Consider the following 25331-nt stretch of genomic DNA (forward strand, 5'->3'; position numbering starts at 1 on the left):
GAGGAGGCCGGTGCCGATCAGGGTGGTGGCGGGTTCGCGGCGGCCGAAACCGGCCGAGTACCAGCCCAGCGGCGGGTCGTCCCGGCCGCGGTGGGCCTCCCAGGTCAGCTCGGGGGGCAGGACGAACGACGCCTCGCGCGGGCGGCCGCCGTGGGTCCAGCTCAGCCGGGCCGTGGCGCCGTCGAGCTCGGCGGTGACGCGGGGGCCGAGGTGGAACACGAGCCGGGCGAGCCTGCCGACCGCACAGTCGAGCTCGTCGACGATCTTGAGCGCCGCGCCTTCGAGCTCCGCCGTGCGGCGGTGGACGGCCGGGGCGTAGCCGTCGTGCTGCGCGGACCAGCGGCGGGGCGCGTTCGCGAAGAGCACTTTCGTGCGCGCGTGGCGGGTCCACAGGAACGGGCCGCCGGTCTTCGACTGGTCCTGCCCGTCGAGCTCCAGGGTGTTGTGCCCGAGGGTGGACCGGAAGTACGAGCGCCACTCCGGTTGCCCGTGGTAGCAGTAGGTCCCCGGGTCGGCGAGCACGTCGACGCCGTCGTGGCGGACCTCCAGGGCGAGCGCGTCGGCGTGGGCGTGCGCCGCGATCGACAGGAAGCCGTGCGGCCCGCCGTCGCAGCGCGCCCAGATCTCGCCGGAGTCGCCCGGCGCGGTCCGCAGGATCGTCATCCCGGCGTCGGCGAAGTGGTCCTGACGGGCGGACGGGCGGCTTTCCCGCAGCCGCGGCGCCGGGCCGAGGGCGCCGAACAACGCGGTGCGGACGTCACCGCCCTGCACCTTCGGCCACCAGTCCTGCCGTCCGAACAGCGCCTCTCCACTGGCCAGCAGCGAGGCCCAGCGGCTGGTGGCCGCACCGTCGACGACGAGTCCGTACCCGTCGTCGGCGTCACCCTGGCGGGGCGGCCTCAGCTCAGTGTCCACAATGGACGCGAGAGCGTCGGTCATCCGGCGCAGCACCAGCCAGGTCGAGTGCGGCACCGGCACCCCGGCGGCGTTCGCCTCCAATGCGGCGGCGAGGCCGAGCTCCAGCACCAGGCCGTGGTACTCGGTGGCGAGTTCCCGGTTGAGCCCGGAGTCGAAAGTGTTGGCGTGCAGCTGCTCGTCCAGCGAGCGCAGGGCCGCGGCGCCCCAGCGCGGCGACTGGGGGAACCACGGGAAGGCCGCGGCGGCGGCGACCTGCCCGGCGGTCTCGGCGATGACGTGGTTGTTGGCCGAGGAACCCCGGCTGGGGAACCCGGCCAGCCAGCGCTGGTGGAACCAGATCTGGTGCAGCGCCACGGGATTGTCCTCGAACAGGCCGGACGCGCCAGCCCAGCCGTCGAGCAGCCGCCGGACCCAGACCCAGGACAGCAGCCGGATGCCCAGCTCGATGCCGCTGACCCAGTGCACGCTGCGCAGCGGCGGATTGGCGCTCCACCAGGACTTCAGGTGTTCGGCCACCCGGACGGCGTACCGCTCGTCGCCGGTCAGCGCGTACGCCGCCGCCAGCACGGTGAGGTGCTGGTGTCGTGACGGCTCCCAGATCTGCTTGATGTCCCCGACGGTTTCCTCGCTGCGGTAGGCGATGTCGAAGGCGTAGACGTCGTCGGGAGCGCGGCGCCCGGTCTTCGGATCGTACTGCCAGTCCGGCTCGGCCAGGTCGTGCCGCTCGACGCCGAAGTACTCGCCGTGGCCGTCCATCAGCCGGTCCGCGGTGTCGAGCAGGCTCGCCCTTGACTCCTCGGAAACCGAGGCGAGGGCCTCCGCGGACAGCCCGGTCTTGAACTGCCGCCGCGGCAGCCACACCGTCGTCCGCTCGGGGGAAAGCCCGCGCCAGCGCCGTTTCCGCACCACGTCGGTGGCACGGCCGGTGATCTCGGCTGGCCCCATCCGGGACAGCCTCCGCAGGTACCAGGCGGGGTCCATTACGCGCGCACCTCGCCCGGCGCGAGCCGGACCGGCACCCCCGAGGCCAGGCTGCGCGAAACCGCGAGCGTGGCGAGGGTGGTCGCGACCAGCGAGTCGAGCGGCACCGGCATCGGGCCGCCGGACTTGACCGCGTCGACGAACGCGCCGAGCTCGGCGCACTGGCCCTTGTCCCGCCCGCGCGGGATCCGCGAGCTGGCCCACTTCTTGCGGCCGTACACCGTGGCGCGCACGAAGTCGTCGAACTTCAGGACCTTGCCGTCGGCGACGACGTCCAGGGTCTCCTTCGGGAAGCCGCTGGCGCCGCTGGTCGCGTAGGTGACCGTGGCGGTGGAGCCGTCCGGGTAGCGCAGGACGATCTGCAGGTCGTCCTGTCCCGGCGTCGAGCAGGCGTAGACCGAGGTCGGGTCGCCGTCGAGCAGCCAGCTGACGGTGTCGATGAAGTGCCCGCCCTCCCCGGCGAAGCGCGAACCCTCGGTGTCCTGCTGGTTGTACCAGCTGCCGCCGTCGAGTTTCCCGGCGTTGACCAGGTACCGGACCGACGCGGGCGCGACCCGCTGGCCGAACTGCTCCTTGGCTTCGAGCAACAGCGGCGCGAAGCGGCGGTTGAAGCCGACCTGCAGCCGGTCGTTGCCGGACTCCTCGATCGCCGACAGCACGCTGGAGAGCTCTTCTTCCGACAGCGCAAGGGGTTTCTCGACGAACACGGCCTTGCCCGCGAGCAGCGCCCGGCGCGTCAGAGCCGCGTGCGAGCTGTGCCGGGTGACGACGAAGATCGCGTCGATCGACGGGTCCGCCAAGGTGGCGTCGAGGTCGGTGGACGCCTCGGCGAAGCCGAACTTGCGCTTGGCGTTGGCGCCCGAAAGCGCCGACGTCGTGACCACGCGGCGAAGCTCCACATCGGACCGTTCGGCCAGGTGCGGCAGCAGCATCGACGACGCGTAGTTGCCCGCGCCGACGAACGCCGCGCGCACGGTGGCGAGCCGCGGCGAGACCTTCGCCTGCTGCGAAAGCACCACCGGCGCCGAAGTGACGACCGGCTCGAGCGTCGGCGCTTCGCTACCGGGGTAGCTGAACAGCACCGCGACGGCCTTGAGCTCACCGGCGTTGAGCCGCTGGTAGGTGTCGACGGCGGTGGAGAACTCGGCGACGTGCGAGATCAGCGGCTCAAAGTCGACCCGGCCGCGCGCGACCAGGTCGAGCACGCATTCCAGGTTGCGCCGCTCGGTCCAGCGGACCTGGCCGATGGGGTAGTCCTTGCCCTCCAGCTCGTAGGACGGGTCGTAGCGGCCCGGCCCGTACGACCGTGAGAACCGGACGTCGAGTTCCTTTTCGTAGTAGGCGTTCCACGGCAGGTTGAGCGAGCACTTGCCGATGTCGACGACCCGGCCGCGGTCGCGCGCCAGCTTCGCGGCCAGCTCGACGGGCTCGTTGGAACTGCCGCCCGAGGCGAGGTACACCTGGTCGACGCCGTGCCCGGAGCTGAGCTCACCGACCGCGGTGTCGACCACGCCGGAGCCGGGGTGGCTGCACACCAGCGCCCCGAGCCGCTCGGCAAGCTCGCAGCGCGCCGGGTCGAGGTCGACCCCGACGACGCGCACGCCCGAGGCGACCAGCAGCTGCACGACCAGCTGGCCGATCAGGCCCAGCCCGATGACCAGCGCGAGCTCGCCGAGCTGCGGCTCCCCGCGCCGGACGCCCTGCATCGCGATCGAGCCGACCGTGCCGAAAGCCGCGTGTCGCGGGTCGACGCCATCGGGCACCCGCGAGTACAGGTTCTTGGGCACCCAGTTCAGTTCCGAGTGCAGCGCGTGCTCGTTGCCAGCGCAGGCCACGAGATCCCCGACGGAGACGTCCTCGATCCCGTCACCCACCTGCTCGACGACACCACACAGGGAGTACCCCAGTGGGGTGTACGAGTCGAGCTTGTTGGTCACCTTGCGGTAGGTGGCGGCGAGGCCGTTGGTGGCCACGCTCTGGACGACCTTCGCGACCTGGTCCGGCCGCGCGCGTGCCTTGCCCACCAGCGAAAGACTGGCCTCGGAGACCTTCATCATCTCGGTGCCGGTGGAGATCAGCGAGTACAGCGTGCGGACCAGCACCCCGCCGGACTTGCACGCCGGCGTCGGTACGTCGAGGAGCGCCAGTTCACCGCTCTTGTAGTTCTGCACTACCTGCTTCACGACACTCCTTGGTTGTCTGCCCGGCCCGCGCCGGCCGCGGTGGCGCTGCGATACCAGTGTTCGAGGGTCAAGATGTGCCAGAGGTGCTTGGAGCGGTCTTCCTGCCCCGAGGCGTCCTCGTCGACGAGCTTCTGCAGCGCCTCGCGCCGCAGGAAACCGGACTGGACGAGCACGCCCTCGTTGACGACCTCCCGCACGAGCGGTGCCAGGTCGCGGCTCATCCAAGCCCGCAGCGGCGCGCTGAACAGGCCCTTCGGCCGGTGCACGATCTCCTCGGGCAGGATCGACAGCGCGGCCTGCTTCAGCGCCATCTTTCCCTTGCGGCCGACGATCTTCTGGTCACCGGGGATCCGGAACGCGGCCTTGACGACCTCGACGTCGACGAACGGCGTCCGCACCTCGGTCGACGCGGCCATGCTCGACCGGTCGGTGTACGCGAGGTTGAGGCCCGGCAGGAACATCCGGGAATCCTGGAGGCACATGCGGTTGACGAAGTCGGTCAACTGGTTGTCGTGGTAGGTGTCGGCGTGCTCGGTCAGCACGTCGTCGACGGTCCCGGCGAGGTCGGGATTGAGCAGCCCGAGCAGCTCCTGCTGGTCGTACATCGTGTAGCTGCGGCGGAACGCGGTCTCCTCCGGCAAGCCGGCGAAGGACAGGAACCGCTTCGCGAACCGCACCGATCGGAACCCGCGCTTCGACGTCGCCACCGGCAGTCTGTCCACAAGGGACTCGACCGGGCGTCGCACCAGGCCCGGCACACCCTGGTAGCGCACGGCGAGGAGGTTCGCGAGGTGCTTGCGGTACCCGGCGAACAGCTCGTCGGCGCCCATCCCGGACAGCATCACCTTGACCCCGGCCTCGCGCGCGGCCAAGCAGATCAGGAAGGTGTTGATGGCCGCGGGGTCGCCGATCGGCTCGTCGAGGGCGTAGGTCATCCGCGGCAGCAGGTCCAGGACCTGCGGCGCGATCTCGATCTCGTGCAGGTCGACGCCGAACTTCGCGGCCACCTGGCGCGCGTACTTGAGGTCGTCGGGCATCGCCTCGAACTTGGCGTCCTCGGCGCGGAAACCGATGGTGTACGCGGAGATCCCGGGCTGCTGACGCGCGGCGAGCGCGGTCAGGTAGCTGGAGTCGAGGCCGCCGGAGAGGAAGGTCGCGACCGGGACGTCGGACAGGAGGTGCTTGTTCGTCGACTCGGTGATGACCTCGTTGAGATCGAACTCGCCCTCGTACGCGGCGCCCTCTTCGGCGACCTGGCGCAGCGACCAGAAGGTGCCGCGCTCGACCTGGCCGTCCGGGCAGAACCGGGCCCAGGTGCCCGGCCGCAGCTTCTCGGCCTCGGTGAACGCGCAGCGGCCGTCGGGAACCCAGTAATAGAGCAGGGAAGCGACCAATGCGGCCTCGTCGATCTTCAGCGAGCCGCCGAGCTCACCGGCGAGCGCCTTGAGCTCGGACGCGAACACGACGCCCTTGCCGCGGCGGACGAAGAACAGCGGCTTGATGCCCAGCTGGTCCCGCACCAGCGTCAGCTCACCGGTCCGCTCGTCGAACACCCCGAACGCGAACATCCCGCGCAGCCGCGCCAGGCAGCCGGTGCCCCAGCGCCGCCAGGCCTGGAGTACGACCTCGGTGTCGGAGGTGCCACGGAAGCGCACCCCGGCGGATTCGAGCTCCCCGCGCAGTTCCGGCGCGTTGTAGAGCTCGCCGTTGTAGGTCAGTGCGAGGCCGTCGGCGACCATCGGCTGCGCGCCGGTCTCCGACAGGTCGATGATCGACAGCCTGCGGTGTCCTAAGTGGACCTCGCCGTCCCCGGCGCGATGGTCGTACCGGCCGGAGCCGTCCGGCCCGCGATGGGCCAGCGTCTTGGTGAGGCGGTCGGTGAGCGGACCACCGTCCGGCCAGCAGTAGGCACCCGCGATACCGCACATGCGCTTGGCTCCCCTTCAGTGTTCGAGACGGCAGGACGGCGAGACGGTCATAGCGCTTCCACGTTGTCCTCGGCGGGGTGGACCGGGGCGAACTGCTTGGTCGGCAACTCATTGGAGTGGTCACTGGTGTGGTCGCTGGGGTGGTCGCTGTCCCGTTTGAACGGGGTCGGCCGTTTGGCCGGGTGCTCGTGCTTTTCCGGAGCCTTTTCCGGCGCGGCGGCGGGTTCCGGCGAGGTCCGGCCGTTGCCGTTGGCGGCGAGCGTCCCGTTGGCCGGGAGGTAGCCGTTGACCTTCGGCTTCGGCTTGGCGACCGGGATCGGCGCGAACCGCCGGGTCGGCGCGTCGACGTAAGCGGGCACGGCGGGAACGGCGGGCCGCCGCGGCGCGACCTCCTCGACGGGCAGCTCGACGGGCAGCTCGACGACTGGCGTTTCGACCGGTGTTTCGGCAACTCCTTCGACGACACGTACCGGCCGAGGCGCCGAACCGGCCCGGCCGCGCAACGCGGTGTGCAGGCCGTCCCAGAGCGTGCCGTCGGACTTGTCGCGCGGGTCCGGATCCACCAGCACGATGCCGATGATCGGGATCCCGCTGTCGGCCAGCTGCCGCGCGACGGTGTGCAGCCACAGCGTGCTCGCCCGGCCCGCGCGCACGACGAGCACGGTCTCGGTGCCGAGGTGCGAAAGGTCCGTCCACGCCGTCCCCGGCGCGACCGAGCCGACCCCGATCCGGCGCTCGGCGGGATCACCCGGCGTCAGGTCGCTGCCCCCGACGACCCGCAGGGGGCCGTCGGCCGCGAGCTTGCGTACGGCGTCACCGGCGAGGTCGTCGATGAGCACGACCGGACCGGTCGCGGCGAGTTCCGTGGCGAGGTCCACCGCGAGCGCGGCCGCGACCCCCGGCGCTTCGAGCTCCAGCAGCGAAACCGAACCCCGATCCGCGCGCACGGCGCGGACCAGTGTCGTCGCGACCCGCTTGCGATCGGTCACGCCGCGCGAGCGCCGCCACGGCCGGGACGGGCCGCGTCGCGGCTGGGAAAGCTGGGCGATCACCGAGGCGCCGAGGTTCGCGGAGACCTCGCGCCGCAGGACCGGCCGGTCCCGGACGACGCCGGTGACGGCGGCCAGCGCGAGTCCCAGTGCGAGCCCGAGCGCGAGCCCGATCCCGCCGTCGGTGGCACCGGCCTTGAGCAGCGACCGCGGCGTCACGCGCGGCGCGTCGACGATCTGCGTGCCCGCCGCGACCTGCGGGGTGCCAACCCCGGCCTGCTGCGCGCGGCCCTCGAAGTCCGAGATCTGCGCGGTGAGCGCGGCGCGGCGGGTGTAGAGCGATTCGAGCTCGATCGGGTTCTGCTGGGCCTTGTTCTTGGCCGATTCGGTGGCGATCGAGGCGTCCACCTGCGCGAGGTCGCCCTGCGCCTTGTTCCGCTGGTCGAGCAGCGCCTTCGCCTGCGCGGCCGCGACCGCCTGGTTGCGCTGCACGTGGTCGGCGATGAAGGCGTCGGACAGGGCCTGCGCGCGGGCGATCGCGTCGGCGTTGCTGGTCCCCTTGACCGAAACCTGCATCATGTTGTTCGTCAGGCCCAGCGCGGTGACGTCCTTCAGGAAGTCCTCGGGCGGCTGGGTGCTGCTGAGGGTCTTGAGCGCGGCGCCCGCGATCTGGGTGGTCTGCAGCACCGCGACGTCGGTGCGCATCAGGGTCCCGGCGTCGGTCGGCGAGTCGTCCTGGTGCACGACCAGCAGCTTCGCCACGGCGATCGGCGGCGAGGGCAGGAAGACGGCGAGCAGGCCGCCCATGATCAGGCCCAGCAGGGCCATCGACAGCCACAGCCTGCGACGTCGGCGGATCGCGACGACGAGCCGCTGGACGTCGATGAGGTGGCTCTCGGCCACGGCCGCGTCGGTGCTCGTCACGCTGAACCTGCCATCACGTCGTGGTCCTCGGATGCCGGGGCTCCGGCGCCTTTGGCGGGTTTACCGGCCAGCCGGACCGGCCGGGTGAGGATGGCGCCCACGACCGGCTGGCCCGCGTCGGAGCAGGCCTCGGCGATGGCGACCAGTTCCCACGCCGTCCGGCTGCGCGCGGCGAGTACGACGAGCACCCCGGACTCCCCTCGGGGATCCGGCACGATCGGCCGGTCCGCGGCGATCTCGGCCACTTCGAGCAGCGGGCCGCCCCGCCCGGCGAGGTCGATCAGCCGGTCGGCGACGCCGCGCGCGGCGGTGTCCCCGGCGACGACCAGCAGGAGCAGCCGCGACGAACCGCCGAGCCTGGCCAGCACCCGCCGGTAGCGAAGGTCGGAAACGAGCTCTTCGGCGGACACCCGCACCTCGGGCAGGTACCACGGGCGGTCTTCGCCCACCAGCCGCCGCACCCGCGCGAACAGTCCGGTCGCGGCCACGGCTGGCGGGACGTCCGGCACCTCGATGTCGGCGAGCACGACCGAGCCGAGCGCCGCGCCGATCTCGTCCTCCTCGCGCAGCCGCCGGTCGGTGCGGGCCACGAACAGGTGCCCCAGCAGGCCGATCAGGAAGAACAGCAGCGCGCCGCCGCCGATGAACTCGACTAGCGTCGGCGAAGCGGCGCTCAGCGGGCGTTCGGCCGAGCCCATCACGACCATGTTGCCCTGGCCGCTGGCCGCGTCGGCGGCGTTCAGGTTGTTCATCGCCTGTTCGAGCGAGGTCCGCAGCGCCTGGAGCGCGGTGCGCGCCTGCACGCTTTCCACCGTCTCGCCGTCCGCCACCGACCGGGACAGGTCGGTGATCCGCTGGTTGGTCTGGGTGACCTGCTGGCGGAGCGCGTCGCGCTGCCCCTGCGCCAGCTGGGCCGCGGAGTCGGTGCTGTTGCTGAGCAGCTGGGTCGAGTACTTGACGAAGTCCTGCGCCACCTGGTTCGCGAGCTGCTGCGCGCGCTCGGCGGTGTTCGCGGACGCCCCGATCTTGACCACGTTCCCGTCGGACACCGACGCGGTCACCGATTTCAGCAGGTCCGCGCCGCTGATCTGCCAGCCGAGCTCGGCGGCCGCGCGGTCGAGCACCACCGAACTCGTCGCGACCTGGGCCTGGGTCAGCAGCTCGTCCGGCTGCCGCGGGCCCTGCAGCAGCACGCTCGCGGTGGTCGAATACCCCGGCCCGAGCAGCAACCCGGCGCCGGCGCCGACCGCGGCACCCACCACGACCAGCACGGCGAGCGTCCGCCAGCGTCTGCGCAGAACCTGCCCCACCATGGACAGACGCACCGTATCGTCACTCAACGCCGGGGTCTCCCATCGTGAACTGAAGTAGCCATCGGTGCCGGGCGCTGCCGTCGGCGGGTATCACCCAACCCGTCGTAGCGCCCAGGCCGTTGGTTACAGGAAAACCCCAGTCTTGTTCAAAAAGCGACTGTGATCTCCTCGACGATCTCCTCGATCAGCCGAGCGCCCTGGCGTAGGCGGCGAGCAGGGCCCGCTGGGAGTTCTCCCAGGCCAGCGGGCCGCTGACCCGCTCCTGGCCGAGCTTGCCCATCCGCTCGCGCTCCTCCGGGTCGTCGAGCAGGCGCGCGATCAGCCCGGCGAACTCGGGCTCGTCGTTGGGTGTGGCGTAGACGGCGGCGTCACCGGCGGAAACCCGCGCCTCGCGCAGGTCGAACGAGACGATCGGCTTGCTCATCGCCATGTACTCCATGATCTTGTTCATGGTCGACACGTCGTTGAGCGGGTTCAGCGGGTCCGGCGCCAGGCAGACGTCGGCCGCGGACAGGTAGCGCACCAGGTCCTCGTCGGAGACCCGGCCGGTGAACTCGACCTGGTCGCCGAGCTTCAGCCGGTGCGACAGCGCGACCATGTCGTCGAAAGCGTCCCCGGAGCCGACGAACACCGCGTGCCAGTCCGTCCGGCCGAGGTCGTCACGCAGCGAAGCGAGCGCGCGCAGCGCGTAGTCGACGCCGTCCTGCGGGCCCATCACGCCGAGGTAGCAGAGCAGGTGCGGCTTGCCGCCCTTGAGCGCGGGCTCGGCCGGGACCTGCTTGAACCGCTCGATGATCGGGGCGCTGCGCACCACGAAGACGTCCTCGGGCGCCATGCCGCCGCGGATCAGCGCGACCTGGCGGTAGCTCTCGTTCGTCGAGATGACGACGTCGGCGGCGCGGTAAGTCGACCGCTCCAGCGCGCAAACCGCGCGGTACAGCGCGTCCTGGCCGCGGTCGAAGCGCGACAGATACAGCTCGGGGCACAGGTCGTGCTGGTCGAAGACGAACCTCGCGCCCTGGCGCTTGAGCATCCTGGCGACCAGGAACAGCAGGTCCGGCGGGTTGCACGCGTGCACGACGTCGACGCGGCCGATCTTGCGGGCCAGCCGGACGGTGTGCCACAGCGCCGTGCCGTACTCCTGCAGATACCCGGCGGGCCCGCCGGTGGCCGCGCGCAGCGGGTAGCGGTGAAGGTGGACGCCGTCGATGACGACTTCGGCCTCGGTGTCCCGCTTCGTCCCTTGTGGACAGATGACATGCACCTCCCAGCCCGCGTCGCGCAGCGTCGTGGATTCCTGCCACACCCGCCGGTCGAACGGCACCGAAAGATTCTCGACCAGGATCAGAGCTTTTTTACCAGGCAAGGCCGACATATCCTTCTTCAAGCCGCCGCGTCTCCGCGTCAGGCATCCGGACAAGGTCGATGAGCAGATGGTCGCCGCCGCGCGGCAGCGCCGCCAGGACGTCCGGGTCGGAGCAACCGACGAGACACACTTCGGCGTGGTCGAGGACCTCGTCGATGGAACCGGCGAGGAGCTGCCCGAGGTGCGGCAAGCGGCCCTCAATGTACTCGCGGTTGGCGCCCATCAGCCGCGACAGGCTGACGTTGGCGTCGTAGATGCGCAGGTCGTAACCCTTGCCCAGCAACCGTTCCGCGAGCTCGACGAGCGGGCTCTCGCGCAGGTCGTCGGTGCCGGGCTTGAACGAAAGCCCGAACAGCCCGATCTTCCGCTTCCCCGTGTTCGCGACGAGCTCGAACGCGCGCTGCAGGTGATCGTCGTTGGACGGCAGGACATGCGACAGGATCGGCACCGACACGTCCGCCCGGTGCGCCGCGTGCACGAGCCCGCGGAGGTCCTTGGGCAGGCACGAGCCGCCGAAGGCGAAACCGGGGCGCAGGTAGGCGGGGCTGATGTTGAGCTTGCGGTCGGCGAGGAAGACGTCCATCACCTTGTGCGAGTCGAGCCCGAGCGCGCGGCAGATCGAGCCGAGCTCGTTGGCGAAGCCGATCTTCAAGCCGTGGAAGGCGTTGTCGGCGTACTTGGTCATCTCCGCGACCGGGATCGGCACGCGGAAGACGTCACCAGGAAGGCCCTCGTACAGCGCGGCCACGGCGTCACCGCTGGCCGCGTCTAGCTCGCCGATGACGGTCTTGGGCGGGTCGAAGAAGTCGCGGACGCTGGTGCCCTCACGCAGGAACTCGGGGTTCACCGCGACGCCGAAGTCGGCGCCCGCCGTCCCGCCCGAGGCCTTCTCGAGAATGGGAACCAGCAGGTCGAGGCAGGTGCCCGGCAGCATGGTGCTGCGGAACACGACGGTGTGGCGCGTGCCCTTGAGCGCGAGCGCGTGCCCGATCTCCTCCGCGACCCGCTCCAGGTAGACCGTCGACAGGCTGCCGTTCGGCGCCGACGGCGTGCCGACGCAGACCAGCGAGATGTCGCTCGCGGCGACGGCTTCGGCGACGTCGGTGGTGGCGCGCAACGCGCCGGACGCGACGACCTCGGCGGTCAACTCGCCGATCCGCTCCTCGACCACGGGAGCCTTGCCATCGCGGACGAGGTCGATCTTCACCGGGTTGACATCGACCCCGACGACCTCATGCCCTTGGCCGGCCAGGCACGCGGCGGAAACACAACCCACGTAACCGAGCCCGAAGACGCTGATCCTCACGACATAACCTCCAGGCGCTTTCTGCTGCACCCCTTGGTCGGTGGCCACCCGCCGTTCGTTACCACCCGTCGTGAACGCACCCACACCGGAAAAACGCAACACATCCCGCGTAAGAATTGAGTGTCGATTCGCCCCGGACTTGTGGTCTGGCTCACCGTCCCCGGCCCGCCCACGCCCGCGAATGTGGAACTCGCCGACCACCCCGTCCCCCGCACTCGCCCGCGCCGTCCCTGAAGGCCACCATGACGGCGTTTTACGCCGTCATGGTGGCCTTCAGGGACCAGCGGAGGTCAGTTGTTGTTGACGAAGGTGGTGGCGAGGCCTTCGCCCTTCGAGACGGCGTTGTTGTGGTTCTCGATCGGCGAGACGACGGAGCCCTTGAAGCAGATGTAGGTGACGCCCGAGTCGACGCCGCCGTTCTTCGGGTCGGGGTTGATGCCCAGCGCCTTGGCCGTGGCGTACGAGGCCTCGCCGATGATGGCGTTCGGGCCGATGTCACCGATGACGGCGTAGAGCACCTTGTTGTTGTAGATCACCGCGCACGAGCCGCCGCCCTTGAGGTTGGCCGAGCTGTACTTCCAAATGCTGCTCGCGCTCGGCACCACGATGTACGGCAGGGTGGACGCGATCAGCGGCTTGCCGTTCGACTGCGGGAACGCGGTGTCGGCTTGGAAACAGCAGTCGGTGTTCTCGTTGCACTGCGCGGTGCGCTGGCCGTCGCAGTCGATGTCCATGTCGGCCTTCCAGAACACCGCGCCGTTGGCGTCGCAGACGGCGACGGTCTTGGCGGAGACGTCCTCGTCGGTCTTGTACTTGCCGTTGGAGACCTGCTTGCAGGAGTTCGTCTTGGCGAGCAGCTGCGCGGCCGTCGGGGCGGCCTGGATGATGGCCTGGGACGCGGGAGCGGCGGGACTCGCCGCCGCCATCGCCGAGGGGGCGAGCCCCGCGGCCAGGAACATTGTCGCGAGCAGAATCAGCTTCCGCATTCCGTGACTCCCTTAGTTAGGAAAGCTTCCTTACCGTGGCGGCGCGCACCAGGATGCGCCTCGGAAGCCCCCGGCTCAAGAGACCATCGGGGGTTGATTTCCCACTGTTCGGGCGAGGTTGACGCGAAGAGCCGTCAGATTCCGGCGAAGCCGACAAATCTGGCGGCGGCCCGTCCCACTCGCCGGTACAACCCGGCCGTGATGGAGAGCGTGTCGTCGATCCAGCACTGATCGAGATCGTGCGGCAGCTCGATCCGCGCCTGGAGCCAACGCTCCTCATGCGCGACGCCGCCGTCGCTCGTATAGACGCGAGTCGCCCCGGCGCGCTTCAGCCTGTCGAGCACGCGGCGGTCGTACGCGCCGAACGGCAGCGAGAAGCGCTCGACCAGTTCCCCGCAGAGCTCGCCGAGCACCTGCGGCGCGACTTCGAGCTCCTGGTGCGCGTGCCTGCCGTCGAGACGCCGCCAGTCGCGCTGATCCCAGCCATGCGAGCCGATCGTCATCCCGGCGCGCGCGAGCTCACGCAGGCCGTCGGAGTCGACACTGCCCCGCTGCCCGATCCGGCCGGCGAGCGGGAAGAACTCGGCGATCAGCTCGCGCTCCACGAGCCGCGGCAGCGCGATCTCGACATCCGAGGCGTTGCCGTCGTCGAACGTCAGGTGGACGTCGTCGCGCTCGGTGACGATGTCGAGCACCTGCTCGAACTGCTCGACGCTCACCCAGCGTTCTTCCTCACCAGGATCGAGCGCCCGCGCCGGGCGGCCGATCCCGTGTACGGCGAGGTTGATCAGGGATGCCGACAAAGTGCGTCTCCTCGGGAAGCTGGTCAGAGCGTTTCCCGATTAATCGCGTTGGCAATTGGAGTAGTTACACTTTCTACAGAAAACTACTTACGAATCTCCAAAGTGCAGCACTTCGGACCGCCCCCGGCCTTGCGAAGTTCCGAAATGTCGACAAATACCGGCTCGTACCCACGGGCCGCCAGCCGGTCCGCCAGCTCGGTCGCTTCGACCGGCAGCACCACGTTGCGGCCGTCGGAAACGCCATTGAGGCCGAAGCACTCCGCGTCCGCCGTGGTCGCGAGCACCGCGTCCGGGAACAGCCGCTTGAGCACGCGCTGTGACCCGGGCGAGAACGCCTCCGGGTAGTAGACGATCTGGCCGGGCGTGCTGTCGGTCGCCTCGGCGAGCACGAACAGCGCGGTGTCGAGGTGGTAGTAGCGCGGGTCGATCAGCTTCAGTGAGACGACCGGCACCCCGAGCGACTCCTGCGCCTCGGCGTGCGCGGCCGGGTCGGTGCGGAAGCCGGTGCCGGCGAGCAGCAGCCGTCCGGTCCAGGCGAAGTCGCCCTCGGCCTCGTTGATCTTCTCCGGCATCGTGATGTCGCGGTAGCCGTGCTCGACGAACCAGCGGCGAAAGTGCTCGGCCTCGGCGGTGCGCTGCGGCGCGCGGAAGCGCGAACCCAGCACCCGGCCGTCGATCACCGTGCCGGAGTTGGCGGCGAACACCATGTCCGGCAGGCCCGGCTGGGCGTCGATCTCCTCGACGGTGTGGCCGAGGCGGCGGTAGGTGTCGCGCAGCTCGGTCCACTGCGCCATCGCGAGCTCGACGCTGACCGGCTTGGTGGGGTCCATCCAGGGGTTGATCACGTACTCGACCGCGAAGAACCGCGGCGGGCACATCAGGTATCGGCGGGTCGTGGGCACACGGCTGATGTCCTGCGGCACTGAAACCTGCATATCTGCAGGGTAGAGGCCGCCAAATCCGCAATCAATCGCTGTTCGCTGCGCGTATACCTGCTAAACATTGCGTGTGAACACCATCGACCAGCGAATCATTTCGTGTCTCGTCGCGAACGCGCGCTCCAGCTACGCCGATATCGGCAAGATCGTCGGTTTGTCCGCCCCGGCGGTCAAACGCCGCGTCGACCGGCTGCTCGAAACCGGCGTCCTGCGCGGCTTCACGGCGGTCGTCGACCCGGAGGCGCTGGGCTGGGGCACGGAGGCCTTCGTCGAGGTCCACTGCCAGGGCAACATCACCCCCGCCCGCATCCGCGCCCGCCTGGAACCCCTGACCGAGGTCGTCGCGGCGTACACCGTCTCCGGCGCCGCCGACGCGATCGTCCACCTGCGCGCTTCGGACATCCACCACCTCGAGACGGCGCTGGAGCGGCTCCGCGGGCTGGAGATTGTGGACCGGACCGTTTCAACCGTCGTCCTGTCACGCTTACTGGAGCGCCCTCCCGCCCCTGAAGTGTCATGAAAGGGTCTTTCAGGACAGAAATTGCCCTGAAAGACCCTTTCATGACACTCCCGAACCCGGGGCACCCTCGACCCATGACCGACCAGATCCGCACCGACCACCGCGACGGCGTCGCGATCCTCACGATCGATGCGCCCGCCAGCCGCAACGCGCTCACGCTCGCGCTGTCCGCCCAGCTCAGCGAGGCCGTGACGAACACCGAGCGTGACGAGAGCGTGCACGCGGTGATCGTCACCGGCGCGCTCGCCGGTCTCCAGTCCCGCATCAGCAGGCCTCGATCGTGACCTGGGACACTTCCGCAAGCGATGGAGACGTGGCTCACAACAGGTCCATCCGGTTAACCGTTACCATGAGTAACACATAAATCGGGTACAGCTCAGCGGTGAGCGGAAACGGCAAGCCCGGAGTAGGTCAGGGGCCACACCTAGCACTATTAGGAGTGCGACACGGGCTAACCTCGTGGAGTACGTGGTGATCTAGCCGACATCGCTGAGCGAAAGTCAGGACCCCGGGGCAGACCGGGGACCGAGCAGCAAGTCGGGAGAGAGGGATTCCCTGACCCATGAGCACGAGTGCGAACGGCAACGGCTCCTTGTCCGCCATCAGGACGACCGCGATCAGCAAACTCGACCGGGTCGTCATCCGGTTCGCGGGCGACTCCGGCGACGGGATGCAACTGACAGGTGACCGGTTCACGTCCGAGGCCGCGGCCTTCGGCAACGACCTGTCGACCATGCCCAACTTCCCCGCGGAGATCCGAGCACCACAGGGCACCATCCCCGGGGTCTCCTCGTTCCAGGTGCATTTCGCGGACTACGACATCCTCACCCCTGGCGACCGGCCGGACGTGCTGGTCGCGATGAACCCGGCCGCGCTGAAGGCGAACCTCGCCGACGTCCCGAAGGGTGGGACGGTCATCCTCAACACCGACGACTTCACCAAGCGCAATCTGGTGAAGGTCGGCTACGAGAACGACCCGCTCGACGACGAGACGCTGGCCTCGTTCACCGTGCACCGCGTCGCGATGGGCACGCTGACCCAGGGCGCGCTCGCGGACACCGGCCTCGGCAAGAAGGACGCCGAGCGCTGCAAGAACATGTTCGCGCTCGGCCTGCTGTCCTGGATGTACCACCGGCCCACCGAGGGCACCGAGCGGTTCCTGCGCGAGAAGTTCGCCAAGAAGGCCGACATCGCCGAGGCGAACATCCTCGCCTTCCGCGCGGGCTGGAACTACGGCGAGACGACCGAGTCGTTCGCTACCACGTTCCAGGTCGCGCCGGCCAAGCTGAACCAGGGCACCTACCGGCAGATCACCGGCAACACCGCGCTCGCCTACGGCCTCGTCGCCGCGGGGCAGCAGTCCGGGCTGCAGATCCTGCTGGGGACGTACCCGATCACGCCCGCCTCGGACGTGCTGCACGAGCTGTCGAAGCACAAGCAGTTCGGCATCCTGACCTTCCAGGCCGAGGACGAGATCGCGGGCATCGGGGCGGCGCTGGGCGCGTCGTACGGCGGCGCGCTGGGCGTCACCTCGACGTCCGGGCCCGGCGTGGCGCTGAAGTCGGAGACCATCGGGCTGGGCGTGATGACCGAGCTGCCGCTGGTCATCATCGACGTCCAGCGCGGCGGCCCGTCGACCGGCCTGCCGACCAAGACCGAGCAGGCCGACCTGCTGCAGGCGATGTTCGGCCGCAACGGCGAATCCCCCGTCCCGATCGTGGCCCCGCTGTCCCCGGCGGACTGCTTCGACGCGGCGATCGAGGCCACCCGCATCGCGCTGAAGTACCGGACGCCGGTGATCCTGCTGTCCGACGGCGCGATCGCCAACGGCAGCGAGCCGTGGCTGGTCCCGGACGTCGAGGACCTGCCCGACCTGCGCGTCGAGTTCGCGAGCGAGCCCAACGCCGAAGACGGCTCGGGCGAGTTCTGGCCCTACGTGCGTGATCCCGAGACCCTGGCCCGCGCCTGGGCCGTGCCGGGCACCCCCGGCCTGCAGCACCGCATCGGCGGGCTGGAGAAGGCCGACAAGACCGGGCACATCTCGTACGAGCCCGAGAACCACGAGAAGATGGTTCGCCTGAGGCAGGCCAAGATCGACGGCGTCGACGTGCCGGACCTCGTGGTCGACGACCCGAGCGGCGGCCAGGCCCGCGTGCTCGCGCTCGGCTGGGGTTCGTCCTACGGCCCGATCGGTGCCGCGTGCCGCCGGGTCCGCAAGGAGGGCATGGCGATCGCGCAGGCCCACCTGCGTCACCTCAACCCGTTCCCTGGCAACCTCGGGGACGTGCTGCGGTCCTACGACACCGTGGTCGTGCCGGAGATGAATCTCGGGCAGCTCTCGCTGCTCCTTCGAGGCAAGTTCCTCGTCGACGTGCACAGCTACACGAAGGTCGCGGGCATGGCGTTCAAGGCCGAAGAGCTGCAAGGCGTGTTCACGGACATCATCACCAAAGCCAGTACGGAGGCGGCGAAGTGACCGCGATCGACATCGGGCTGCCCACTCTCGGCGGCCTGGACCTCGTCCCCACCACCGACGAGCCGCAGAAGGCCAAGGACTACAAGTCCGACCAGGAAGTGCGCTGGTGCCCCGGCTGCGGTGACTACGTCGTGCTCAACGCCGTGCAGTCGTTCCTGCCGACACTGGGCCTCAAGCGCGAGAACATCGTGTTCGTGTCCGGGATCGGCTGCTCCTCGCGGTTCCCGTACTACCTCAACACCTACGGCATGCACTCGATCCACGGCCGCGCGCCGTCGATCGCGACCGGGCTCGCCGTGTCCCGGCCGGACCTTTCGGTGTGGGTCGTCACCGGCGACGGCGACGCGCTGTCCATCGGCGGCAACCACCTGATCCACGCGCTGCGCCGCAACGTGAACCTCAAGATCCTGCTGTTCAACAACCGGGTCTACGGGCTCACCAAGGGCCAGTACTCCCCGACGTCCGGGCAGGGCATGGTCACCAAGTCCACCCCGATGGGCTCGGTCGACACCCCGTTCAACCCGCTGTCACTCGCGATCGGCGCCGAGGCGTCGTTCGTCGGCCGGGCGATGGACTCGGACAAGAAGGGCCTCACCGAGGTCCTGCAGGCCGCCGCCGAGCACCGCGGGTCCGCGCTGGTGGAGATCTACCAGAACTGCCCGATCTTCAACGACGGCGCGTTCGACGTGCTGAAGGACAGGGACGAGGCGGCCCAGCGGATCATCCCGCTCAAGGCGGGCGAACCGATCCGGTTCGGCCCCGCGGGCGAGTACGGCGTCACGCGCGGCGGCTGGGGCGGGCTCGAAACGGGCAAGGTCGTCGACATCGGCGAGGACAACCTCATCGTGCACGACCCGGCGATCGAGGACACGTCGTACGCGTTCGCCCTCTCGCGTCTCGGCGACCAGAACCTGACCCACACCCCGATGGGTGTGCTCCGCCAGGTCCAGCGCGCCACCTACGACGACGACGCCCGCGCCCAGGTCACGGCGGCGAAGGCGGCCCGCAAGGCCGACCTCCAGGGCCTCCTGCGCGGCAAGGACACCTGGACCGTCGTCTAACCGCTCTCAACGGCCCCTGAAGGCCACCATCACAGCGTTTTACGCCGTGATGGTGGCCTTCAGGGGCATTCGAAGCGGGCACTCAGCCTGCGGCCCGCTGCGCGAAGACCTCCCTGGCCGCGGCCAAGCCGTTGAGCGACGCCGGGAATCCGACGTAGAACGCCAGGTGCAGCAGCGTTTCGACCACCTCGCGCTCGCTGCCGCCGAGGTCGAGCAGCGCATGGATGTGCGCCTTGAGCTGCGGCAGGGCCGTGCCGAGCGCGGTGCAAGCCGCGATCGTGACGACCTCACGGTGCTTCGGGTCCAGCGGGCCGTCGGTGTCGCCGAAAGCGCACTCGACGACGTATCGGGCCACGTCCGGTGCGACTTCCTGGAGCGCCTCCACCAGCTCGCTCCCCGCGGCATCGCCGACCTGCTCAGAGCCGGAACCGGCGAACGCCTCCTTCACCGCCGTCAAAGCCTCGAGTGTGGCCGGGAAACCAGCGAGCTCGCTGACCTGGACGATCGACTCGACGACCTGCCGCCGCGTGCACCCCACGGCCAGTGCGCCCTTCGCGTGGAAGGCGAGTTGCGCGGACGCATACCCGAATGTGGTCAGGGCGGCGACCGTGACCAGCTGCCGCACCGGCAGCGAAAGGCCCGGCCGGTGGTAGACGGTCCCGTAGATGAACCCGACGCACTGCTCGCCGAATTCTGCCTCCCCGAGGCTCTCGAACAGGTCGAGCACCGCGGGCCGCTCCTGCCCGCCCAAGCGCTGGATCAGCTTCAACCCCTGTTCGAAAGACTGCTCTGCCGATTCCATGGTCTTCCCCCTTTTTCCTTGCTACATCAGGTATTCAGCCGCGCCGCGCGAGACTCGAGGTACCGGCGCTCGGGAATACTCAGCGTCCGCCGGGCGGCGAGCCGGTAGCTGGTGCGGGCCGCCTCAGCGCAGATCCGTCAGCTCATGGTGGAGCACGAAGCGGCGATGCGCGCCGAGTGGCTCGTCAACCGCTTCGCCCCGGGAGCGGAAACGTTCGACCTCGCGCCGCCGCTGACCTCACGCCCTAAAAGCCTTCAGGGGCAATGAACTCAGGTGAGCGGGCGGAAGCCGACGCGCTCGGCGTCGGTGGCGTTGCGGAACCAGACCTCGGCCACCATCCGCGGGAACTGGGGCGACTCGTCGGTGCAGTACCGCAACGCCGTCACGCTCGCCTTGACCGTGAACTCGTCGGCCGGGCGGCCGCCACCGGGACGCGGCATCGCCGAACCGGGCCCGAACGGCCCCGGCGGCACCGAGTCCGAGTTCGCGTGGCGGGCGGGCGGCGGCTCCGGAGCGGGGGGCAGCTGGGCGGCCGACTGGCTCGGCTGCACGGACGGCTCGAACAGCGAACCGCTGTGCCCGCCCGTCAGCTCGGGGCTGGGCTCGCGACGCTCGACGGCCCGCATCGACGGCTGGATCGGGCGCGGCTGCTCGAAACCACCCCGCGGCGATTCGCGCGGCTGCCGCTTCGGAAGCAGCTGGGTCGACTCCGCGGCCGACTCGGGCACGACTTCCTCATGCGTGTCCCCGCCGAAGGCGTACGCGGGCTCGTCCTCGGGCTCCGGCGCGACGTGCTCGACCTGCTCGGCGGCCACGTTCTCGCCGGGAGGTTCCTCGAATGGCGAACGTTCCGGCGACGGCTCGTGGTCGAACCAGTCCGGCGCCGGGACGTGCTCGTGCCGCGGCGGCGGCTGGAACATCGAGACCGACTCCGGGTCCGGCAGCTCGGGCTGGGCCTCGGCACCGGGGTCGAGCCGGGCCTCCAGGCTCGACCGGTACGGCGGCTCCGGCTGGTACGCGGGCTCGTCCTCGGCGAACTGGTGCTCAAGCTCGGCGAACTCGACGTCGGACTGCGAAGACTGTGCGGACTCCGCGGGTTCCGGGTCGACGTACTCGACCTCGGCCTCACCCGAAACCGGGCTGAGGTACTGGGTCGCGGCGGCGTGGTACGGGTCTTCGGTGACCGCCTCGGACTCCGGCGCCGTCCGGTAGTCAGCCGCGGGCTCGAAGATCCGAGTCTGCTCGGCCTCGTGGGGCTCGTCGGCGGTGTCCGCCTCGGCCCAGGCCTGCTCGCGGGCCTGGTCGATGACCGTCTCCGGATAGTCCGGATCCGTGGCCTCGCCGGAGCCCGTTTCGAAGTAAACGGGCTTTTCGACCACGGTTTCCGGGTAGTCGACGACCGGCTTGTGCTCCGCCACCGTGGCCGGGTACGACGCCGCCGGGCTGAAGTCCGGCTCGTCGTCCTCGGGTGCCTGCTGTGCCTGCTGCGCCGGGAACGGAGTGCCACCGGCGAGCGCGCTCACGTTGGCCGGGACCCGTGCCGTTTCGGCGTGCGCCGCGTTGAGCTGGCCCTCCAGCTCGCGGATCCGCTTGCGGGCGGGACGCACCAGCACGAGCCAGGTGAGCAACGCGCCGACGACGAACGCCAGCAGGCTCCACAGCCAAACCTGTCCGAAAATGGACATATCCTCTGCCCCTTTAATGCGTTCGCGCGACCAGGTAGTCGGCGACCGACTCACAGGCGTCCCGCGCGGGCGACGCGGGCAGCGCAGCGAGCTCGGCACGCGCTCGCTGAGCGTAGTCGGAAAGAGTTTCCCTTGCCCGTTCGAGTCCGGCAGAGGCGCGCAGGAGCTCCAACGCCTCCTTGACCAGGGTGTCTTCGGCGATCGGGCCGGACAGCAGCTCGACGAGCCGCGGTTCGGCGTCCGCGTCCGCCAGCGCGTAGAGCATCGGCAGGGTGCGCACGCCTTCACGCAGGTCGGTGCCCTGCGCCTTGCCCAGCTCGTCCGACGCCGACGCGATGTCGATGATGTCGTCGGAGATCTGGAAGGCGGTGCCGATGAGCTCGCCGAAGCGGCGCAGCGCGGCGATGTACTCGTCGGAGGCGCCCGACATCATCCCGCCGAAGCGGCCGGAGGTGGCGATCAGCGACCCGGTCTTCTGCGCGATCACGGTCAGGTAGTGGTCGACGGCGTCGTCCCCGTCGGCCGGGCCGACGGTCTCGCGCATCTGGCCGGTGACCAGCTCGCCGAAGGTCTCGGCGATGATCCGCGCCGCGTCGGTGCCGAGGTCGGCGACCAGCCGCGAAGCGTGGGCGAACAGGAAGTCGCCGGTGAGGATGGCGATGGTGTTGTCCCAGCGGGCGTTGACGCTCTCGGCGCCGCGCCGCATGGTCGCCTCGTCCATCACGTCGTCGTGGTACAGCGTCGCCAGGTGCACCAGCTCCACGGCCGCGGCCGCGATGACGACGTGGTTGTCCTGCTTCGGCCCGAACTGCGCGGACAGCAGGGTGAACAGCGGACGGAAGCGTTTGCCCCCGGCCTCGACCAGGTGCGAAGCGGCGTCCTGCACGGCGCGGACGTCGCTGCGGACGACCTCCCGCAGCAGGTTCTCGACGTCGCTCAGGCCGGCGGCCAGGGTGCGTACCAGCTGATCGTCGGTGATCTGAAGGCCGACGGCCGCGCGGAGGTCCTCGATGGCGCCGACCTCCGCCGGGGGCACAGGCCCCTGCCCGGGGGCTGGTGAAGACACAGACACGTCGGCTCCGCTCTCTCGTACGCCGGTCGGGGTGACTCCAGGGTAATGGCTACCCCGCTGAGCCCGTTGACCTGCTGTCCTGCGGAAACGGTGACGAACATGACATCGGTCCCCGAACGTGTCCAGCGGCCCGGGTAACGTTCGCCCCGCGAAAGACGTCCACACGATCCCGGAGCAGGCGATGACACGGCGGATCGACGAGCTGGTGGAGCGGGGCGCGGGTCTCAAGGGCGAGCTCGTGGAGTTCGCCCAAGGCCCTCGCTTCGCCAAACAGCTGAATGCCCGGCTGGCGGACGCGGGCGGCGAGGACGGCTACTTCGACGACTCCGGCCTAGTGCACGTGATCGATCACTTCGCCCTGCAGTATCCGCTGCCCGGCGGCCAGACCGTCGTGGAGCAGTTCGCCACGCGGCGACGACCGGCGCTGTCCGCCGAAGAACGCGAGATGGTGCTCGGCTGGCGCGACGTCGTCGAGGGTGTCTTCGAGGTTCAAGCAATCGACGAGGACGCTATCGTCCTCCACAATCTCGTTGACGACCTCGTCTACCGGACCTACTCCAACGTGGGTCCCAGTGTCTTCGCGCAGGTCCGCGAGGGCATGTTCGCCATCTGCCGCATCGTGCCGGTCCACCCGGCGACCGAGGCGTGGATGATCTCCGGGTATCTGTCCGTGTTCCCCAAGTCCCAGCGACGCCAGCTAGCCAAGGCCGCCCTGGAAATGGTGACGGCCAACCCCCGCCTTCTCTGGCGCAACCCGGACAAGCTGCGACGCGCCTGGGCACAACAGGCCGAGGATCGCGCCGGGTTCATCGCCACGTTCGGCGCCGACCTGGTGATCCTGTCCCCGGCCGAGGCACAGAAGCAGCTACAGGAGCACTACCGCCGACGGCGGGCAGCAGCCGCGTCGAGCCAGGCTTCCGATCTCGGCGGCGAGGAGCTCGGCCTCCTTTCCGACGACTTTCTGGACTCGGAGAGCCTCGGACTGATCTACGACGAGGTCGAGGGCCTCACCATCTACGCGGAGTTCGGCAGGCTGGACGCGCTGTTCGCCGATCCGGCCCTGGTCCGCGATCGCACGTACGTCGCGCAGCTGCGCGAATACCTGGAAGACGACTCGGTGTCACCCGTGGCGATCCGTCGCCTGGTGGAGCGCCACCCCGAGGGCGTGGACGCGATCTTCGGCACCGTCCTGCGCAAAACTGGCTTCTCGTGGCCGCGTGACGGCGAAAAACTGTTGCGCCGCAAGAAAACCGGACTACTTCGACCGCGAGCCGACGCCCGGCATTTCAGTCCTCGGCAAAAGGCTGGTCGAGCTGCTGGGCTCCGGCAAGTAGCGCGTCGGCGGCCTCCGCCACGAAGTTCCGCAAGCCACGTTCGGTGAAGATCAGCGTCAGCGACGCCGTGCGAGTGCCTGCCTCGAACTGCACTTCGCCGTCGCTGACCTGGTAGGACAGGGCACAATCGCCGTCGATCCTTGCCCAGGAATCCAGTGCGATCCCCTGCTGTGTGAACATGACGGCCTCCCGTTGTATTACTGTGTGCACACGTTTCGACACCCTGTGCTTGCCTCAGCATAGCTGTCATGCGACACTGACACATGACATCAACTGGGTGAACCTGTGGAGGCTCGACGTGAACCAGCCGCGAAGGCCGATCGGGCGGCGCCAGCTCGGGACCGAGCTCCGGCGGCTGCGGATCGAGGCCGGCAAGAACCAGCGCGAGGTGGCCGAGGTCCTCGAATGCGACACCAGCCAGATCAGCAAGGTGGAGAAGGGCGAGCGAGCGCTCAAGGTCCTGGAACTCACCGCCCTGCTGAACTTCCTGGGCGTCGACGCGGCGAAACGCGACGAAATCCTTTCACTGGGCCAGGAAGCGCGGAAGCGCCAGCCCCGCCACGTCTACTCCGACGCACTGCCCGGCGCCTTCCGCCGCCTGGGCGACCTCGAAGAGGACGCCGCGGAGATCTTCGACTCCAGCGGCGAGCTCATCCCCGGTCTGCTGCAAACCCCTGACTACGTAAGAGCGCTGGTGCGCAACGCGATCTCCAGCAAGCAGTCGTCGGCGGAGGACGAGATCGAAGCGCGGGTCGCGTTCCGGCTGGACCGGCAGAAACTCCTCGATCGCGACGACCCGCCACGGATGTGGTTCATCATCGGCGAGCCCGCACTACGCCGACCCATCGGCGGCGACGAGGTGATGGCCGGGCAGCTGCGACGTCTGCTGGCCATCATGGACGACCAGCCATGGATCACCATCCAGGTCATCCCGATCATGATCGGCGCCCACCCGCTGCTGAGCGGTTCGCTTACGGCGTTCCGGTTCACTGGCGGGGCCGCCGACATCGTCCACCAGACCACAGTGTTCGGCAGCGGGGTCTACACCGACGATGAGAACGACACCCGGGATTGCTTCCGCGCGTACGATAAGTTGAGGGCCAGCGCCCTCGGCCCGCAGCCGTCGCGCGAGTTCATCGCCGAATGCGTAAGGGAGTTCGACCAATGACCTCGACCCGTCACCCCCACGAGTGGTTCAAGAGCAGCTACAGCAACGGCGGGAACAACAACTGCGTCGAAGCACGCGTCGAACCCGGCACGATGCACGTCCGCGACAGCAAAGCCCCCCACTCCGGCGACGTCAGCTTCGCCCGCCAGCCCTGGGAAGCCTTCCTCGCGTCACTTCGCTGAGCCCGAGCGGCGCTTGATCTTGATGTCGTCCATGCAGGTCACCTTGGAGACGAGGTCGCGGTACGGGTAGCCGTGGGCCTCCAGCAGCCCGGCCGCCTTGAACTCGGCCTCGTCGACGGCGTCGCGCTCCTCCTCGGCCCGCACGGTGCAGCGGAACCCGAAGCTGCCGAGGTGCGGGCTGTAGGCGAGCGAACCTTCTTCGGTGAACCTCAGTTGCGCGAGCCCCTGCGGCTCGGCGTCGGCGAGCAGCCGGGCGCGGGTTGCGTCGTCGGGGTGATCGAACTTGCCGTTGACGAGGACGCGGTAGGTGGCCATGCGCCCAAGATACAGATCTGTATCTGAATACTCGCCTGAATATCCAGGACCGGCCACCCGATCGGGGCGTCCCTGATCCAC

Annotated in this window: 20 protein-coding genes and 2 pseudogenes; 8 read left to right on the forward strand and 14 right to left on the reverse strand. The window is 69.4% G+C overall.

Annotation, left to right across the window (positions count from 1 at the left end):
• Positions 1-18: 18 nt before the first annotated feature.
• From QMK34_RS14775 to ddaH, 10 genes and pseudogenes are all read right to left on the reverse strand, one after another.
• Positions 19-1899 (reverse strand): annotated as a pseudogene (locus QMK34_RS14775) (alginate lyase family protein); the annotation flags it as partial.
• Positions 1899-4082 (reverse strand): bi-domain-containing oxidoreductase, encoded by a 2184-nt coding sequence (locus QMK34_RS14780; RefSeq protein ID WP_326414500.1) that lies wholly within the window; start codon positions 4080-4082, stop codon positions 1899-1901. The pseudogene QMK34_RS14775 and the gene QMK34_RS14780, both read right to left, overlap by 1 nt.
• Entirely contained in the window at positions 4079-6010 is a 1932-nt protein-coding gene (asnB, locus tag QMK34_RS14785) for an asparagine synthase (glutamine-hydrolyzing) (protein WP_326414502.1), read from the reverse strand. The genes QMK34_RS14780 and asnB overlap by 4 nt, the downstream gene beginning before the upstream one ends.
• 47 nt (positions 6011-6057) lie before the next feature.
• Positions 6058-7923: a Wzz/FepE/Etk N-terminal domain-containing protein gene (locus QMK34_RS14790; RefSeq protein WP_326414503.1), complete on the reverse strand. Its 1866-nt coding sequence runs from the start codon at positions 7921-7923 to the stop codon at positions 6058-6060.
• Positions 7920-9236: an exopolysaccharide biosynthesis protein gene (locus tag QMK34_RS14795; protein ID WP_326414505.1), complete on the reverse strand. Its 1317-nt coding sequence runs from the start codon at positions 9234-9236 to the stop codon at positions 7920-7922. Before QMK34_RS14795 ends, QMK34_RS14790 begins: the two co-directional genes overlap by 4 nt.
• Positions 9237-9420: 184 nt before the next feature.
• Positions 9421-10611: a glycosyltransferase family 4 protein gene (locus tag QMK34_RS14800; protein WP_326414506.1), complete on the reverse strand. Its 1191-nt coding sequence runs from the start codon at positions 10609-10611 to the stop codon at positions 9421-9423.
• Positions 10592-11908, reverse strand: coding sequence for a nucleotide sugar dehydrogenase (locus QMK34_RS14805; protein ID WP_326414507.1), 1317 nt, complete (start codon positions 11906-11908; stop codon positions 10592-10594). Before QMK34_RS14805 ends, QMK34_RS14800 begins: the two co-directional genes overlap by 20 nt.
• Before the next feature lie 290 nt (positions 11909-12198).
• Positions 12199-12894, reverse strand: a complete 696-nt coding sequence (locus QMK34_RS14810) for a glycoside hydrolase family 75 protein (protein ID WP_326414508.1) — start codon at positions 12892-12894, stop codon at positions 12199-12201.
• Between the two features lie 134 nt (positions 12895-13028).
• Positions 13029-13697: a polysaccharide deacetylase family protein gene (locus QMK34_RS14815; RefSeq protein WP_442785152.1), complete on the reverse strand. Its 669-nt coding sequence runs from the start codon at positions 13695-13697 to the stop codon at positions 13029-13031.
• 83 nt (positions 13698-13780) lie between these two features.
• Entirely contained in the window at positions 13781-14632 is an 852-nt protein-coding gene (gene ddaH / locus QMK34_RS14820) for a dimethylargininase (protein ID WP_442785153.1), read from the reverse strand.
• Between the two features lie 73 nt (positions 14633-14705).
• Here ddaH and QMK34_RS14825 point away from each other — a divergent pair, with 73 nt between their 5' ends.
• The 4 genes and pseudogenes from QMK34_RS14825 (at position 14706) to QMK34_RS14840 (ending at position 18692) form a co-directional block, all read left to right on the forward strand.
• Complete coding sequence (locus tag QMK34_RS14825; RefSeq protein ID WP_326414509.1) at positions 14706-15155, forward strand: Lrp/AsnC family transcriptional regulator; 450 nt, start codon at positions 14706-14708, stop codon at positions 15153-15155.
• A 74-nt stretch (positions 15156-15229) separates the two neighbouring features.
• Positions 15230-15397 (forward strand): annotated as a pseudogene (locus tag QMK34_RS14830) (enoyl-CoA hydratase-related protein); the annotation flags it as partial.
• A 320-nt stretch (positions 15398-15717) separates the two neighbouring features.
• Positions 15718-17631 carry a 2-oxoacid:acceptor oxidoreductase subunit alpha gene (locus QMK34_RS14835; protein ID WP_326414510.1) on the forward strand — a complete coding sequence of 638 codons (1914 nt, stop codon included), beginning with the start codon at positions 15718-15720 and terminating at the stop codon, positions 17629-17631.
• Positions 17628-18692, forward strand: coding sequence for a 2-oxoacid:ferredoxin oxidoreductase subunit beta (locus QMK34_RS14840; RefSeq protein ID WP_326414511.1), 1065 nt, complete (start codon positions 17628-17630; stop codon positions 18690-18692). Before QMK34_RS14835 ends, QMK34_RS14840 begins: the two co-directional genes overlap by 4 nt.
• Before the next feature lie 82 nt (positions 18693-18774).
• Here QMK34_RS14840 and QMK34_RS14845 read toward each other — a convergent pair whose 3' ends face one another.
• Positions 18775-19494 (reverse strand): carboxymuconolactone decarboxylase family protein, encoded by a 720-nt coding sequence (locus tag QMK34_RS14845; RefSeq protein WP_326414512.1) that lies wholly within the window; start codon positions 19492-19494, stop codon positions 18775-18777.
• Between the two features lie 144 nt (positions 19495-19638).
• On the opposite strand from QMK34_RS14845, the gene QMK34_RS14850 reads away from it, so the two are divergent.
• Positions 19639-19761: a hypothetical protein gene (locus QMK34_RS14850; RefSeq protein ID WP_326414513.1), complete on the forward strand. Its 123-nt coding sequence runs from the start codon at positions 19639-19641 to the stop codon at positions 19759-19761.
• 2 nt (positions 19762-19763) lie between these two features.
• Here the strand turns inward: QMK34_RS14850 and QMK34_RS14855 are convergent, their stop codons facing one another.
• Both QMK34_RS14855 and QMK34_RS14860 read right to left on the reverse strand, forming a co-directional pair.
• A complete protein-coding gene (locus QMK34_RS14855) occupies positions 19764-21179 on the reverse strand; it encodes a sunset domain-containing protein (protein WP_326414514.1) in 1416 nt (471 codons plus the stop codon).
• A 13-nt stretch (positions 21180-21192) separates the two neighbouring features.
• Entirely contained in the window at positions 21193-22245 is a 1053-nt protein-coding gene (locus QMK34_RS14860; protein WP_326414537.1) for a polyprenyl synthetase family protein, read from the reverse strand.
• A gap of 187 nt (positions 22246-22432) precedes the next feature.
• On the opposite strand from QMK34_RS14860, the gene QMK34_RS14865 reads away from it, so the two are divergent.
• The 3 genes from QMK34_RS14865 to QMK34_RS14875 all read left to right on the forward strand — a co-directional run bounded on the left by QMK34_RS14865 (position 22433) and on the right by QMK34_RS14875 (position 24935).
• Entirely contained in the window at positions 22433-23632 is a 1200-nt protein-coding gene (locus QMK34_RS14865; RefSeq protein ID WP_326414515.1) for a hypothetical protein, read from the forward strand.
• 251 nt (positions 23633-23883) lie between these two features.
• Positions 23884-24753: a helix-turn-helix domain-containing protein gene (locus tag QMK34_RS14870; protein WP_326414516.1), complete on the forward strand. Its 870-nt coding sequence runs from the start codon at positions 23884-23886 to the stop codon at positions 24751-24753.
• Complete coding sequence (locus QMK34_RS14875; protein ID WP_326414517.1) at positions 24750-24935, forward strand: DUF397 domain-containing protein; 186 nt, start codon at positions 24750-24752, stop codon at positions 24933-24935. Before QMK34_RS14870 ends, QMK34_RS14875 begins: the two co-directional genes overlap by 4 nt.
• Here the strand turns inward: QMK34_RS14875 and QMK34_RS14880 are convergent.
• A complete protein-coding gene (locus QMK34_RS14880) occupies positions 24924-25250 on the reverse strand; it encodes a DUF6204 family protein (protein WP_326414518.1) in 327 nt (108 codons plus the stop codon). The two genes, QMK34_RS14875 and QMK34_RS14880, sit on opposite strands and share 12 nt — an antisense overlap.
• Between the last annotated feature and the right edge of the window lie 81 nt (positions 25251-25331).

Origin of the sequence: Amycolatopsis sp. H20-H5 (assembly GCF_035828755.1) — a bacterium.
GTDB lineage: Bacteria > Actinomycetota > Actinomycetes > Mycobacteriales > Pseudonocardiaceae > Amycolatopsis.